This window comes from Candidatus Erwinia haradaeae (assembly GCF_900698935.1).
Classification (GTDB): domain Bacteria; phylum Pseudomonadota; class Gammaproteobacteria; order Enterobacterales; family Enterobacteriaceae; genus Erwinia_E; species Erwinia_E haradaeae_D.
Genome location: NZ_LR217715.1, coordinates 874198 through 889353 on the forward strand (window position 1 = coordinate 874198; position 15156 = coordinate 889353).

The 15156-nt window shown below is 35.5% G+C and carries 14 protein-coding genes; 11 read left to right on the forward strand and 3 right to left on the reverse strand.

Annotated features, from left to right (window positions below):
- Positions 1 to 6: 6 nt before the first annotated feature.
- From cyoB to cyoE, 4 genes are read left to right on the forward strand one after another with little or no spacing between them, the layout of a single operon-like run.
- Positions 7 to 1998, forward strand: a complete 1992-nt coding sequence (gene cyoB, locus ERCIKOCA2762_RS02765) for a cytochrome o ubiquinol oxidase subunit I (RefSeq protein WP_157988649.1) — start codon at positions 7 to 9, stop codon at positions 1996 to 1998.
- On the forward strand, positions 1988 to 2575 hold the full coding sequence (gene cyoC, locus ERCIKOCA2762_RS02770) for a cytochrome o ubiquinol oxidase subunit III (protein WP_157988650.1): 588 nt from the start codon (positions 1988 to 1990) through the stop codon (positions 2573 to 2575). The genes cyoB and cyoC overlap by 11 nt, the downstream gene beginning before the upstream one ends.
- Positions 2575 to 2904, forward strand: a complete 330-nt coding sequence (gene cyoD / locus ERCIKOCA2762_RS02775) for a cytochrome o ubiquinol oxidase subunit IV (RefSeq protein ID WP_157988651.1) — start codon at positions 2575 to 2577, stop codon at positions 2902 to 2904. Before cyoC ends, cyoD begins: the two co-directional genes overlap by 1 nt.
- 14 nt (positions 2905 to 2918) lie before the next feature.
- A complete protein-coding gene (gene cyoE, locus ERCIKOCA2762_RS02780) occupies positions 2919 to 3800 on the forward strand; it encodes a heme o synthase (RefSeq protein ID WP_157988807.1) in 882 nt (293 codons plus the stop codon).
- A gap of 21 nt (positions 3801 to 3821) precedes the next feature.
- Here cyoE and ERCIKOCA2762_RS02785 read toward each other — a convergent pair whose 3' ends face one another.
- A complete protein-coding gene (locus ERCIKOCA2762_RS02785) occupies positions 3822 to 4001 on the reverse strand; it encodes a hypothetical protein (RefSeq protein ID WP_157988652.1) in 180 nt (59 codons plus the stop codon).
- Between ERCIKOCA2762_RS02785 and ERCIKOCA2762_RS02790 the strand changes: the two genes are divergently transcribed.
- The 4 genes from ERCIKOCA2762_RS02790 (at position 3990) to kdsB (ending at position 7939) form a co-directional block, all read left to right on the forward strand.
- Positions 3990 to 5363 carry an MFS transporter gene (locus tag ERCIKOCA2762_RS02790; RefSeq protein WP_157988653.1) on the forward strand — a complete coding sequence of 458 codons (1374 nt, stop codon included), beginning with the start codon at positions 3990 to 3992 and terminating at the stop codon, positions 5361 to 5363. The genes ERCIKOCA2762_RS02785 and ERCIKOCA2762_RS02790 overlap by 12 nt on opposite strands.
- A 487-nt stretch (positions 5364 to 5850) precedes the next feature.
- Positions 5851 to 6789, forward strand: coding sequence for a malate dehydrogenase (mdh, locus tag ERCIKOCA2762_RS02795; protein ID WP_157988654.1), 939 nt, complete (start codon positions 5851 to 5853; stop codon positions 6787 to 6789).
- Between the two features lie 215 nt (positions 6790 to 7004).
- Entirely contained in the window at positions 7005 to 7181 is a 177-nt protein-coding gene (locus ERCIKOCA2762_RS02800) for a Trm112 family protein (RefSeq protein ID WP_157988655.1), read from the forward strand.
- A gap of 8 nt (positions 7182 to 7189) precedes the next feature.
- Positions 7190 to 7939 (forward strand): 3-deoxy-manno-octulosonate cytidylyltransferase, encoded by a 750-nt coding sequence (gene kdsB, locus ERCIKOCA2762_RS02805; protein ID WP_157988656.1) that lies wholly within the window; start codon positions 7190 to 7192, stop codon positions 7937 to 7939.
- A 491-nt stretch (positions 7940 to 8430) separates the two neighbouring features.
- Here the strand turns inward: kdsB and ERCIKOCA2762_RS02810 are convergent, their stop codons facing one another.
- Positions 8431 to 8649: a DUF2116 family Zn-ribbon domain-containing protein gene (locus ERCIKOCA2762_RS02810; RefSeq protein WP_157988657.1), complete on the reverse strand. Its 219-nt coding sequence runs from the start codon at positions 8647 to 8649 to the stop codon at positions 8431 to 8433.
- Positions 8650 to 9335: 686 nt separating this feature from the next.
- On the opposite strand from ERCIKOCA2762_RS02810, the gene suhB reads away from it, so the two are divergent.
- Positions 9336 to 10118: an inositol-1-monophosphatase gene (gene suhB / locus ERCIKOCA2762_RS02815; protein WP_157988658.1), complete on the forward strand. Its 783-nt coding sequence runs from the start codon at positions 9336 to 9338 to the stop codon at positions 10116 to 10118.
- A gap of 598 nt (positions 10119 to 10716) precedes the next feature.
- On the opposite strand, the gene queC is transcribed toward suhB, so the two are convergent.
- Entirely contained in the window at positions 10717 to 11415 is a 699-nt protein-coding gene (gene queC, locus ERCIKOCA2762_RS02820; RefSeq protein WP_157988808.1) for a 7-cyano-7-deazaguanine synthase QueC, read from the reverse strand.
- A 1103-nt stretch (positions 11416 to 12518) separates the two neighbouring features.
- On the opposite strand from queC, the gene degP reads away from it, so the two are divergent.
- Entirely contained in the window at positions 12519 to 13961 is a 1443-nt protein-coding gene (gene degP, locus ERCIKOCA2762_RS02825; protein WP_157988659.1) for a serine endoprotease DegP, read from the forward strand.
- 241 nt (positions 13962 to 14202) lie between these two features.
- On the forward strand, positions 14203 to 15156 hold the full coding sequence (rfaD, locus tag ERCIKOCA2762_RS02830) for an ADP-glyceromanno-heptose 6-epimerase (RefSeq protein ID WP_157988660.1): 954 nt from the start codon (positions 14203 to 14205) through the stop codon (positions 15154 to 15156).

A 15156-nucleotide genomic window follows, 5' to 3' on the forward strand; every position in this document is an offset into this window, starting at 1 on the left:
GATATAATGTTAGGAAAGCTAAGCCTAGATGCCATCCCTGTACATGAACCTATTATTATGGTTACAGTTGCTGCGATTATTTTCAGCGCCCTCAGTGTTTCTGTGATAATCAGTTATCTTGGAAAATGGAAATACCTTTGGTATGAATGGTTCACTTCAGTTGATCATAAAAAAATTGGTATTATGTATATCATTATGGCCTTTGTGATGTTATTCAGAGGTTTTGCTGATGCAATTATGATGCGTAGCCAACAAGTACTTGCCTCTGCGGGAGAAAATGGTTTCTTACCAGCACACCATTACGATCAAATTTTTACTGCTCATGGTGTAATTATGATTTTCTTCGTCGCCATGCCATTTGTGGTAGGTTTAATGAATATAGCCATCCCTTTACAAATTGGTGCGCGAGATGTTGCGTTCCCGTTTCTTAACAATTTAAGTTTTTGGTTAACCATAGTAGGCGTCTTATTAATTAATTTATCACTAGGTATTGGTGAATTCGCACAAACGGGTTGGCTCGCTTATCCACCCCTATCTGGACCGGAGTATAGCCCAGGTGTCGGTGTTGATTACTGGATATGGAGTCTACAGATATCTGGAATAGGGACTACCCTAACAGGTATTAACTTTATTGTTACCATCTTAAAAATGCGCGCGATTGGAATGACTATGTTTAAAATGCCAGTATTTACCTGGACATCTTTATGTACTAGCGTTCTAATTTTAGCCTCATTTCCGGTATTAACAGCTACATTAGCATTACTAACTCTAGATCGTTATCTAGGTTTTCATTTTTTTAGTAATGACATGGGTGGAAACATGATGATGTATGTGAACTTAATTTGGATTTGGGGTCATCCAGAAGTATATATTCTTGTGCTACCGGTATTTGGTGTATTCTCAGAAGTAGTCGCTACCTTTTCACATAAACGCTTATTTGGTTATACTTCATTAGTTTTGGCCACTGTAGTGATTACTATTCTCTCTTTTATTGTGTGGCTACACCACTTCTTTACGATGGGAGCTGGCGCAGACGTTAATGCTTTCTTTGGAATCATGACTATGATTATTGCTATACCCACTGGTGTAAAAATCTTTAACTGGTTATTTACAATGTATCAAGGGCGTATTCAGCTCCACTCCGCCATGCTATGGACTATTGGGTTTTTGATCACTTTTTCTGTTGGCGGTATGACGGGTGTTTTACTATCTATACCAGGAGCAGATTTCGTACTACATAATAGCTTATTTTTAGTAGCTCACTTCCACAATGTTATTATTGGTGGTGTTGTGTTTGGTTGTTTTGCCGGCATTACTTACTGGTTTCCAAAAGCCTGTGGTTTTATATTGAACGAAAAATGGGGCATTCGAGCATTCTGGTTTTGGATACTTGGTTTCTTTACTTCCTTTTTACCATTATACGTATTAGGATTTATGGGGATGACGCGTCGCCTCAGTCAGGATATTGATCCACAATTCCATCCCTTGCTTGTCATTGCTGCAAGTGGTGCTGCATTAATTACTTGTGGAGTCATTTGCCAAATTATTCAGTTTTATGTAACTATTCGTGATCGCATGCAGAATCATGATTCAACTGGTGATCCATGGGGAGGGCGCACTCTAGAGTGGTCCACTTCATCACCGGCACCATTCTATAACTTTGCTATCCTACCTCAAGTAAGTACGCGTGATGCATTTTGGGACATGAAAGAAAAAAATCAGGTCTTACAACAACCCTTGCAATATATTGATATTCATATGCCTAAAAACAGCTGCGCTGGTATAATAATCGCGTGTTTTAGTCTTATCTTTGGTTTTACTGTCATCTGGCATATTTGGTGGATAGCTGTTCCATCATTTCTCAGTATTTTGCTATCTTGGGGAGCAAAAAGCTTCGATCAAGACATTGATTACTATATTCCAGCTACAGAGATTGCAGCCATTGAAAAGCATCGCTTTGATGAAATAAAAAACAGCAGGATTCAAAATGTCAACTAAAACTCTCCATCCCTGCCAAGATTCAAGCAGCAATACCATATTTGGATTCTGGCTATACCTAATGAGTGACTGCATTATTTTTGCAACACTATTTGCCACATATGGTGTCATGGTTAACAATATTGCCAGTGGCCCTGCAGGACGTGATTTCTTTAGCCTCCCCTTTGTTCTCTTAGAAACTATCTTGCTTTTATCTAGCTCCATGACTCATGGGTTAGCCTTGATTCAAACGCACACAGGACATAAAAATGCAGTCATTGGTTATCTTGGACTGACATTTTTGTTTGGTTTGGGGTTCATTGGAATGGAAATTTATGAATTCCTACATCTTATATCTCGAGGGATTAATCCTACAGTAAGTGGTTTTATTTCTGGATTTTTTACTCTAGTTGGAACACATGGTTTGCATGTGATAGCTGGTATGATCTGGATGCTCGTGCTTATGCTACAAATCGTCATCAGAGGTCTAACAGTAATTAATCGTACACGCCTTATGTGCCTTAGTCTCTTTTGGCATTTTCTAGATGTGATATGGATCTGTGTGTTTACTATTGTTTATCTAATCGGGGAAATCTAATGAGCCATCCTGTCAACAAACATGATTCTATTCCTAGAAATATCCAGCCTTATCTGATAGGTTTTATTTTCTCCATTATTTTAACCGTAATCCCTTTTTGGATGGTGATGCATGCCTTAGGATCTAAGGCTGCTCTTCTCTCTCTGGTCCTGATTTGTGCAATTATTCAAATTATTATACATTTAGTATACTTTCTTCACTTAGACCGCAAATCAGAAGGAGGCTGGAATTTAATCGCTATATTATTTGCAACACTGATTATTCTCATTATTATTATCGGTTCATTATGGATAATGTGGAATCTGAATTCCAATATGGGACTCTCTTAAATGAAGACATTAAGATGATTAAGCGATATATACAGATCACCAAACCAGGCATCATTTGTGGAAATGTCATATCTGTAATTGGAGGTTTTTTATTAGCCTCTCAAGGAGATATTCAGTATTTGCTACTTCTCTCTACAATTATTGGGGTTGCATTCATAATTGCATCTAGCTGCGTATATAATAACTATATTGATCGTGATATTGATCAAAAAACTGAAAGGACTAAGAACCGTGTCTTGGTACGAGGTCTAATTTCTGCGCAACACAGCCTGTTTTACGCTGCTATATTAGGCTTTACTGGTGCAGCCATTTTATATTTTTCTGTTAATTTACTAGCCATGTCATTAGCTGTACTGGGATTTTGTATTTATGTAGGGCTCTATAGCCTATACATGAAACGAAATTCCATCTATGGTACGCTAGTTGGAAGTTTATCTGGAGCCATGCCTCCAAGTATCGGATATGTTGCGGTTTCTGGACATTTAGAACCTATTGTATTTATCCTACTACTTATATTCAGCCTATGGCAGATACCGCACTCCTATGCCATCGCTATTTTTCGATTCAAAGATTATCAAAAAGCCAATATTCCTGTTTTACCGGTAGTTCTAGGTATTTTAAAAACCAAAAACCATATTATTGGGTACATGATTGCATTTATTTTCGCTACGTTACTGCTGACTCTTCTTGGGTATGCTGGATATAAATATCTTGTAATAGTTTCTGCAGTAAATATGTGGTGGTTAAGCATAGCTTTATCTGGCTATAATACTCAAAATAATGAGGTATGGGCACGCAAATTATTCTTTGTTTCCATTGTGGTGATCACTACTATTAGTGTTATGATTTCTATTGACGGGGTACCTATTCCTATCCCAACCTGTTATCTATCGTAATATTCAACACCTAACAAGATTTTAATGACTATGTAATTTATAACAAACTTTAGTAGATGATATGATATTGTAATGTTCTACGATTGTAGTGTGATATCGTGCACGTGGCGGTTGTGCTTGTTTCTTTTCTAACTTAAAAACCTGATTACATTCCATAACAATAAACTCCAGAAAGGGATTTGAAGAACTATGTCTGATCATAAAATGACTCCAGTCGAGTTATATGCTAGCTGGGGCCTTGGAATAGTGTTCGCACTTCGCATGCTAGGTATGTTTATGGTCTTGCCCATTCTGACTACTTATGGAATAGAATTAAAGGGTGCTACTGAAACATTAACAGGCATAGCTATTGGTATATACGGAATCTCACAAGCTATATTTCAGATTCCTATTGGGTTTCTTTCCGATCGCTTTGGACGAAAACCATTAATTATTAGCGGGTTGTGCCTGTTCATTATTGGTAGTGTGGTTGCTGCACTCACACAATCTATCTGGGGTGTTATTCTCGGGCGCGCCTTACAAGGGACAGGAGCAATAGCAGCTGCAGTAATGGCTCTGTTGTCTGACCTCACACGTGAACAGAACTACACTAAAGCCATGACTTTTATCGGTATAAGTTTTGGGCTTACCTTCTCTATAGCTATAGTGCTTGGCCCAGTAATTACTCACATGTTCGGTCTACAAGAACTTTTCTGGATAATTGCTTTTCTTGCTGTATTAGCAATTTTAGTTACACTCTTTATTGTTCCATCAGCCTCAACTCACGTCCTAAATCGTGAGTCTGAACTCATCAAAAGTGATTTACGCCACGTCATCACTGATGGTAATCTTATTAAACTGAATCTCAGTGTGCTCTGCCTACACATTTTACTAATATCTAGTTTTATTACTATACCAACGCAATTGATACAAATAGGATTTCTCGCTCACGAGCACTGGAAAGTGTACTTATGCACCATGTTAATTGCTCTAGCCATTGCTACACCATTGCTGATCTACGCTGAAATCAAACGTCAAATGAAAAATATTTTCATATCATGTGTAGGCTTAATGCTAGGCACTGAAATACTGTTTTTGGCGACAAATAATTCTATGTGGATACTTTTAACAGGCTTAGAACTCTTTCTGATAGGTTTTAATCTAATGGAAGCCATGTTACCATCACTGGTGAGCAAAGCATCTAATGTCGGTTATAAGGGGACTGCAATGGGTGTATATACTACTAGTCAGTGTATTGGTGTCGCTATTGGAGGTGGCGCAAGCGGGTGGATACTGGGGCATATAGGTCCTCATGGCGTATTTGCATTTAATATTTCGATCACATTAGCTTGGTTTTGGATGAGTTTTCGTCTTCATGAACCTATGTATCTGAGTAGTTTACGCTTTACCCTAAAAAGCGCCACCATAAACTCCCCCCTAGCAGCCTATCTCAAAAAAAAAGAAGGTATATTTGATGTTCTCATCTTCCCAGAAGAACACAGCATGTATATTAAAGTGGATCCTAAAGTAATAGGCCGATCTGAGATAGAGAAGTTACTATCTAGTAAAATATGTCGTGATTGACTGAACTGTTAATTATTTGTATTAAAAAATATGCGAGCAACGGATCAAAATTTTTATTACTCTATGAAATAAAATGTGGTCATCCCTAACGCACACCAATTACCTGCGGACATCAATCCCACTAACTTAATTGTAAAAACAAAGAAACATAAAAGTCAATACACATTAAAGCGTGTACAAATATCTATCGATCATAGACAATAAAGATCATTCTTGAATTCAGAATATATTTGATATATTATCTGATGTGATAGCACATGATACTATAATTTCACCATACCTAGCTCGCGAATGATTCGTACCGTATAAATATACATGCATACATTATCTCTATCAGCAAACAACCCTCGCGATCATGCCAGTGTGACTATAGATCCTATGATACACAAAACACTCAAGTACACACCACGTTGTCTTGCTATCTACATGATATTAGTCTCACTGGGTTCATATACTTCACCATTAAAGATAAATTCAGGAGTGTTAGATGAAAATTACCATCCTTGGTGCAGCAGGCGGTATTGGGCAAGCCTTGTCTTTACTGCTTAAACTTCAGTTACCAAGAGGCAGTAAACTATCTCTATACGATGTCTCATCTTTTACCCCAGGAATTGCCGTTGATTTAAGTCATATACCCACTTCTGTGGAAATCAATGGGTTTAGTGAACAAAACGCTGCATTGGCACTTAAAGATGCTGATATAGTATGTGTCTCAGCTGGCTTTGCCAGAAAGCCAGGTATGACTCGTTCTGACTTATTTGAGCTCAACGCAAGTATTATTTGCGAATTAATTGAGCAAGTAGCAATCACTAGCCCACAGGCCCTAATAGCAATCATTACTAACCCTGTTAACACAACCGTTCCAATTGCTGCCGAAATTCTAAAAAAAGCGAAAGTATATAATAAAAATAAACTGTTTGGGGTAACAACCTTAGATATAATCCGCGCTAATACTTTTGTGGCCTCATTGATCAATCGAGCTCCAGAAGACTTAAATATACCAGTGATTGGAGGTCATTCAGGTAGTACCATACTTCCTCTATTATCTCACATTAAAGGTGAAGCTCAGCTAAATAAAACACAAATTCATCATATAACAGCTGATATTCAAACTGCAGGGACAAAAGTTCTAGAAGCTAAGTCTGGCGGTGGATCTGCTACGCTTTCGATGGCATATGCAGCAGCACGTTTTTGTCTTTCTCTAGTACATGCGTTACAAGGTAAAAATAATATTATAGAATATGCGTATGTAGAAGGTCACGGAGAATACGCTCGTTTCTTCTCGCAACCTCTACTACTAGGTCAGAACGGAATCACCACATATCTCCCGATTGGCGCCATCAGTGAATTTGAAATGTATATGCTAGCAAATATGTTAGATCAACTCAAAAATGATATAATACTAGGAGAGGAATTTGTTAAATAAATCATCAGTGACTCACACCAACTCTAAAATGCACACATCAAAAATATTTCAGTTACAAATTACTATAAATCGCTAGCTAAGACCTCTCTTTCCTCACAGGATGCGGGTGATATTTTCCCGTATCCTGTTACTCTAATATGCAGCGTTGTGATTATATAGTATCATTGTCTAATATAATACTCTAGTAATCTCATACTAATGAGCGGGTAAAAACAATGCATCCCTTGCTTCTAGACCTTATAGTTTGCCCTATCTGTCATAAATCCTTACTGCTCTCTCATACTCAAACAAATTGGCAACTTATCTGCCAATTTGATATGATGTCATATCCCATTCGAGAAGGCATACCAATTCTGCTTACTGATAAAGCTAGCGCGATCCCAAAAACATAAGGATTTTTATGCAGTTTATTGTAATTATTCCAGCCCGTTTTTCTTCTCAAAGAATGCCAGGAAAACCCTTATCGTATTTACATGGTAAGCCAATGATTTTACATGTTGCAGAAAAGGCTTTTAAGTCTGGTGCTCAGAAAGTCATTGTGGCAACCGATCATGCTGATATAGCACATGTTATGAATGCCTATAACATAGAAGTCTGTATGACACGACAGGATCATCAATCTGGAACTGAACGCTTGGCGGAAGTGATTGATATATATCAGTATGCTGACGATACAATTATTGTAAATGTACAAGGTGATGAACCCATGGTGCCTCCAGTCATCATACGCCAGGCGGCAGAAAATCTTTCTATATACAACGTCAATGTGGCTACATTAGCGACACCAATAATCTCTGCACAAGCATTACAAAACCATAATATAGTCAAAGTAATACGCAATATACAGGGGTATGCTATTTATTTTTCTCGTGCGATGATTCCATGGATTTACGACAAAAATCCTATAAATATGTCTGGCGAAGATAATCCATCTCTACGCCATATTGGTATATATAGTTATTATGCTGGATTTATTCGTCGCTATGCTAAGTGGAAGACAAGTTGTTTAGAACAATATGAACGTCTAGAGCAATTACGAATATTATGGTATGGAGAAAAAATACATGTTGATATTGCGAAAGTGTGCCCTGAGGTATCTGTGGATACAATAGAAGATCTCACTTATCTTAATAAGCAATGTAAGAAATAAACACTTGCGATAATAAATATTATTTATATAAATAAACATATTATTGATCGTATTACAATTCAATATATAGAATATTTTTCATCTACAAAGCGGAATGATATTGATACATGCATCTATCGCTTACCATGCTCCCAACAACACGTTACAAGCAGGAAAATAAAAAATAAACTTTATGAACAGACTTTATCTCTATCATTTCCTATTTTTATGTACTAGTAAGCAACATTGCTTGGTATAAGTATACAGACATTATATGTTCCTCAGAAAGCATCAGGCTTAATATTTACCTTATTTTACAACAGGATAACTCTCATATATCCATAATGATTAATATTGACAATACCGTGTTACATCCTGTCCTTTCTCATAATATACAGAGTATTAAGAAAATTCCTTAAAACGAACACCTCCTTGTGATAAATCCTCCAACTATCATTAGAATCACACTATATAGACATATTTCTACTTATTTTGGATGTGTATAGATATAACTATTGGTATTGCCGACCTAATCTTTGCTTCATTTCTCTCTGGTATTTATTGTAATCATCTCCACATTCTGCTGAGCAGAATGCAGTATCTACTACAATTGCCTCCTCCTTACACCAAATGCATTTCCCATTAGGGCTTTGTAGGCTTTTTTCTCGGGAGGATAGCGCTGCTTTGATAATATCCTGCTCGCGCTTTTGAGCTAAATCTGCTTCATCCATTATCAACTCCTATATCAATTTACGTATTAGGATTGTCGTTTGTTCCTACAACATTCCTGAGATGCACGGTATTATAACCTAATATGCACAAAACATATTCTGTGTACATGAAATAAGGTTAAGTGTTTTTCGTTAACGTAAGAAAATACAGTAGATAATCCTCTACATAAAATCAGGTGAAATATTTAACTACATTAGGATTTGAAAACATAAATACACTGAATTAAAATCATGGTATAAAGGAGTGATCATACAACAAAACCTAACCTCATTCTCTGTATGATAATTTAAAATATGTATCTAATCAGATAGCTTAGTCCCTACAACTTATAAACAGCTGTGCTAGGTAAAGACAACTAACTCTAGTAAACCTTAGACATATTACGACATCACCTGTAGAGATGCCAATGAGACTCGCTACTATATAAAATATTTCTATCTTTTAGGAAGGCTTCGCCATATAACAAACTTTTACACAAGATAAAACTAGAAATACATACGAAATATTGACTAAAGTGTCTTGTTATACTACATACTATTTGTATTTGTACACAATTCATGCATTATTTATATTAGGATGGATAAATAGGTTATCAATTTTATACTAATACATAACCCCTTGAAGATACAGACTACCATCACTTACACTGATTGCTTTTTTAATATTGATTGAGATCATATCATCTATGCACCCAATGCTCAATATTGCCATCCGTGCTGTACGCCAAGCCGGAAATATTATGACGAAATACTACGAAAAAATAGATTCAATTGAGTGTCAGCAGAAAGATTATCACGATCTTGCTGCGTATGTTGAACAAGAAACAAGATACCAGATGATTGCAATCATCTTAAAGTCTTACCCACAACATACCATTCTTACAGAAGACAATTACACGATACATACCGGGGATAAGCATGTACAATGGATTATAAATGCTTTAGATGGCAGCCTCAATTACATTAAACGTTTACCGCATTTTAGCATTTCTATTGCAATAAGAATTAAAGGACGCAGTGAGATTGCAGTAGTATATGACCCAATGCGTAATGAACTTTTTCGTGCTTGGCGTGGTCATGGCACTCAATTAAATGGTTATCGCCTACGTGGAGGAGTGGTTCGTGATCTAGAGAAAGCAGTGCTAGCGACTAGCTTCTCTTTTAAAATTCATCCACATACTACACCTAATCTTAAAATAATTGAAAAACTTTTTTCTCAATGCGCTGATTTTAGACGTAGTGGATCAGTAGCGCTGGATCTTGCCTACATAGCTTCTGGTCGAATAGATGGATATCTTGCAATTAACCTGAAACCATGTGATTTTGCTGCCGGCGAGCTGTTGATTCGAGAAGCTGGTGGGCTAGTAACTGACTTAACTGGTTCGCATGAATATTTTTGTTCTGGAAGTTTTGTCTCTGGTAATGCACGCATTGTAAAAGCGCTCTTAACACACATACGTTTTCGATAATTAAAATATATATACTACTGTTGGGGTGAACCTTTCTATATCATTGTATTTTTTATCCATTCATTGTTTTAAAAAAGATACGCATTCTATGCAAAAGAAACTGTAAGCTCAATCACTCTGGTGATTAGATGAGAAGCTTTATTAGAACTTTATAGATGATGACAAAATCAAGAGGTCTTTGCAATACACTCTAAATCAGAAAAGTTATAATATTCAACCCATAAAAACCACTCGTATGATTGATGCTACTATATATATTTAATATGCTGCTGCTTTTCTCATACACCTCTTTGATTACAAAATCACGTCTATAAATATACTATATCAACCCATCATCTTAGCGTACCTTGTACATCTAACATATATGTATCCAGCCAGAGCGTGTTATTATATTTTTTCTATTTCTTTGAGTAATACGAAAAAATAAAGCAAAATGGGATTTTTCTTAACTTCCATCCAATATTGCAGTATAATACATGAATCCATTATTCAATCAATCTATCAGAGATAGATATAGCATTTTTATGCTAATGTAAAATTGTTGTCTTTATCATTACAAAAAAAAATAAATTTTTGTACAGTGCTTCCATGATACACTCTATAATATATTTTGTTTAGTATATAATGTTTTTTGCACAATACTTTTATTACTCAAATATTCCCTAAGCCCTCTATTACGCAAATGACAGGCATTACAACTCCTACACCCATAACTCTTAATCCCATTATAACAGGTCATAGTTTCCTCAATGACAAATTCTAGCATACCGAACATGTCTGCTAATGCCCAAATTTCAGCTTTAGTTAACCGCATCAATGGAGTTTTTAAAATTAATGTCGTTTCCATTCCTAGTGATATAGCTTGGTTCATAGCTATTATAAACTCCTTACGACAATCTGGATATCCTGAAAAATCTGTTTCACATACCCCTGTAATCACTGTTTTTGCCTGTAACTGATAAGCATATATTGAAGCTAGTGTTAAAAATAATATATTGCGACCAGGTACAAAAGTAATAGGTATACGAATATCTGATAGCGCACCAGATGCAGGAACTGCTATATTTTCTCTAGTCAAACAAGAAGCAGAAAGATCATTTAACATCGAGAGATTAATAATTTTGTGTGAATGAACTCCTAATTTTTTCACAATATCTCGCGCTATGTCTATCTCATAACTATGTCGTTGCCCATAATCAAAAGTAATACAATGAACAAATTCATATTCTTGGATAGCCTGTATAAGGCATATTGTTGAATCTTGTCCACCACTAAAAACCACTACAGTGGCTTGCATCATGCGTACATCCTTAATGAATAATCTTTATTATGACAGATAGTAGCAAAACTTTTCATCTTGAAAAAAAATTACATATGTGACTATTTTAGGTGCAGCTCGTGTCTAATTTGAATATTTTATACTAAGTTTACGACTAGACGTAGACACTAACTAACACTGACTAATAAAAATACTGTAATCTATCACTATACTTATCTGAAGTAATACAACGTGTAGAGAGTCTAATTTATAAGATTGAAAGTATAAGTAATATATTATCCATAAATCTTTCTCTATATGTAATATATTCTGTCTTGTCTACAAAAAAATATGGTTATAGGCATTCTATAAAAGTCGCGATACAACTTGTTAAAACTTAATAATACAAAAGTGGTTTACTCATGTAATACACTAACATGTTTCAGATTTCTATATGAAAATTTTTAACATGAGCATGTATATGAATAAAACATATCCCAAAAAAATCCTGTACAATATCTATTGTATGATCATTGATCAAAAAAATAATATTTTTAAATGATTCATATGCAATATATACCTATTATTCTACGTAAGATGAGTTTTCTTATATGAGGAGCTGTCGTAACTTACACTAGCTGCATATCCAAAGGTATATGACAAATAATGCCATCGATCATTTAAAATTCTAAAAAAATTACATTAACATACTAGGAAAAATTTAATTTAGGTAAGATCTACATCAAAAACTCTATAACTCACGGAAACCATATCGATATACTCAATATCAACATGTGGTAAAAACATTAACTATAACTACAGCTATTTATAGCTCACATTCACGAAAAAAACCTATTTATTGTAATCTAAAGGAGATACATATCACATACAGCGCCGCTATAAGTATAATGTGAATATGCATTAACATGTTAGAAATTCACTCAACATTAACATAAAACATCTTCATGTTCTGCTATTCAATAAATAAATTGAATGATTCTGAATGACACATTTAGTTTTCTCATCGCTTCACCAATATCACCATATTTATATATTGATGGAAATAAAATCCCGATATATCTAGCTTATTTTTAACACATAACGCTATCACTACTTTATAAAATCACTAGAGAAGCACCTTAATGAAAAGAAATATTTTACTATTTAACGCATTAGCACTTAGTTTAAGTTTTAACCTAGCACTTCCTTCCTTGTCCTTCGCTTCTTCTGAAGAACCATATCGTCCTTTGAGCTCATCGCAACTTACTAGTCTAGCACCTATGCTAGAAACAGTAATGCCATCAGTAGTGAGTATTAATGTTGAAGGCTTAGTCCCGCACAGAATAGAACAATTTCCACAATTTCCACCATTTTTTAGCCAATCCCCATTGTGTCAAGAAGGCTCTCCCTTCCTGGGATCACCATTATGTCAAGGCAATGGATCTAATGATAATTATGGAATAGAAAACCCACAGCAAAAATTCCGTGCTCTAGGTTCAGGTGTAATTATTGATGCCATCAAAGGCTATGTAGTCACGAATAATCATGTGGTAGATAATGCAACTAAAATTCAAGTACAACTAAGTGACGGAGGAAAATATGATGCTAAAATCATTGGTAAAGACCCCCGTTCTGATATTGCTTTAATTCAGATATTAGAAGCTAACAATTTAATAGCCATTAAAATAGCAGACTCCGAAAATCTTCGCGTTGGTGATTATACTGTAGCTATTGGAAATCCTTACGGTCTTGGTGAAACTGTTACTTCAGGAATTATTTCTGCGTTAGGACGTAGTGGACTCAATATCGAAAACTATGAAAATTTCATACAAACTGATGCAGCAATAAATCGCGGAAATTCAGGTGGAGCGTTAGTTAACCTACATGGAGAATTAATTGGAATTAACACTGCAATTTTAGCACCAGATGGAGGAAATATTGGTATTGGATTTGCTATTCCCTCCAACATGGTAAAAAATTTATGTTATCAGATGATTTCTTATGGTCAAGTCAAACGGGGGGAATTAGGGATTATTGGCACTGAACTAAATTCTGAGCTTGCTAAAGCAATAAAAGTTAATGTACAAAGAGGTGCTTTTGTAAGTCAGGTATTGCCTCAGTCTTCAGCAGCGCGAGCAGGAATTCATGCAGGAGATGTAATTATATCAATCAACAATAAACTAATTGCTAGCTTCTCAGCTCTGCGCGCTCAGATTAGCTCTCTTCCCGTAGGAACGAAAATGACGCTTGGATTAATCCGAGATGGAAAACCCATGGACATACATCTAGCATTACAACAAAGTAATACAGAAAAAGTAGATTCCGGTAGTATTTATAGTGGCATTGAAGGTGCAGATCTTAAGAATTATGACGCTCATGGTATTAAAGGCGTTAAAGTAGAAAACCTTAAATCAGGTTCAGCAGCAGCACGAATTGGGCTAAAAAAAGATGATGTTATTATTGGAGTAAATCAACAGCCCATTACACATTTAGGTGAGCTACGAAAAGTCCTTGAAAATAAACCCGTAGTATTAGCGCTGAATATTAAACGTGGTGATAACTCTATTTATCTGCTGATGCAATAATCATAGGATTGCAAACTATCGAGACATATATAGTTTTCATCCCAGTTGTACGTACTAACAATTATATTTAAGATACCACAATCTATGTATCTACAACTCTAGCATGACTTTAAAATGTAAAATACAACATAGAAGACACTATACTGTAATATATATGCACTCGCATAGTGAAATTAGATTATACAAACCGTGAGCATGTTAATTTCTTTTCATAATAAAGTTAATTTTCTAGGTAATAATAATGATTATTGTTACAGGTGGAGCTGGTTTTATTGGAAGTAATATCATCCATTCTTTAAACCAAGCAGGTCATACTGATATTATCGTAGTAGATAATCTAACTAATGGAGTTAAATTTTCTAATATTGCAGATCTCAAGATTGCCGATTATATAGATAAAATCGATTTTAGAACATCGATTTTAGAAAACACACATTATTTATCTAATACAGCAGCCGTATTTCATCAAGGCGCATGTTCTGATACCACCCAATGGAATGGTAAATACATGATGGATAATAATTATCAATACTCTAAAGAATTGCTCACCTGGTGCTTGAAACAGAAAATTCCATTTTTCTATGCGTCTTCTGCTGCAATATATGGTCGTCGTAATGATAACTTTATTGAAGAATACCAGTATGAAAAACCGCTCAATCTATATGGATACTCTAAGATGCTTTTTGACCACTATGTCCGCTGTAGATTACCACACGCACAGTCACCAATATGCGGTTTACGTTACTTTAACGTATACGGAGCACGTGAAAATCATAAGGGAAAGATGGCTAGCGTCATATTTCACCTACATCAACAACTGGAAAATGGCAAAAATCCGCATTTATTTATTGGAAGTCAAAAATTTAAACGCGATTTCACTTACATAAAAGATATAACATCGGTTAACCTATGGTGTTTTAACAATGCTGTCTCAGGTATTTTTAATTGTGGATCCGGTCACGCCACTTCATTCCAAGAAGTTGCGACTATTGTGCTGCACTATTACAAAAAAAACACACTAGAATATATGCCCTTTCCACATCATTTGAAAGGATTTTATCAAGAATTTACACAAGCCAACCTCACGAAATTACGATCTGTGGGGTATAATCAGCCATTTAAAACGATTTCTGAAGGCATTATAGAGTATATAGGATGGCTAAACCATAAAACATCAATCAGCGCTAATTTCTAA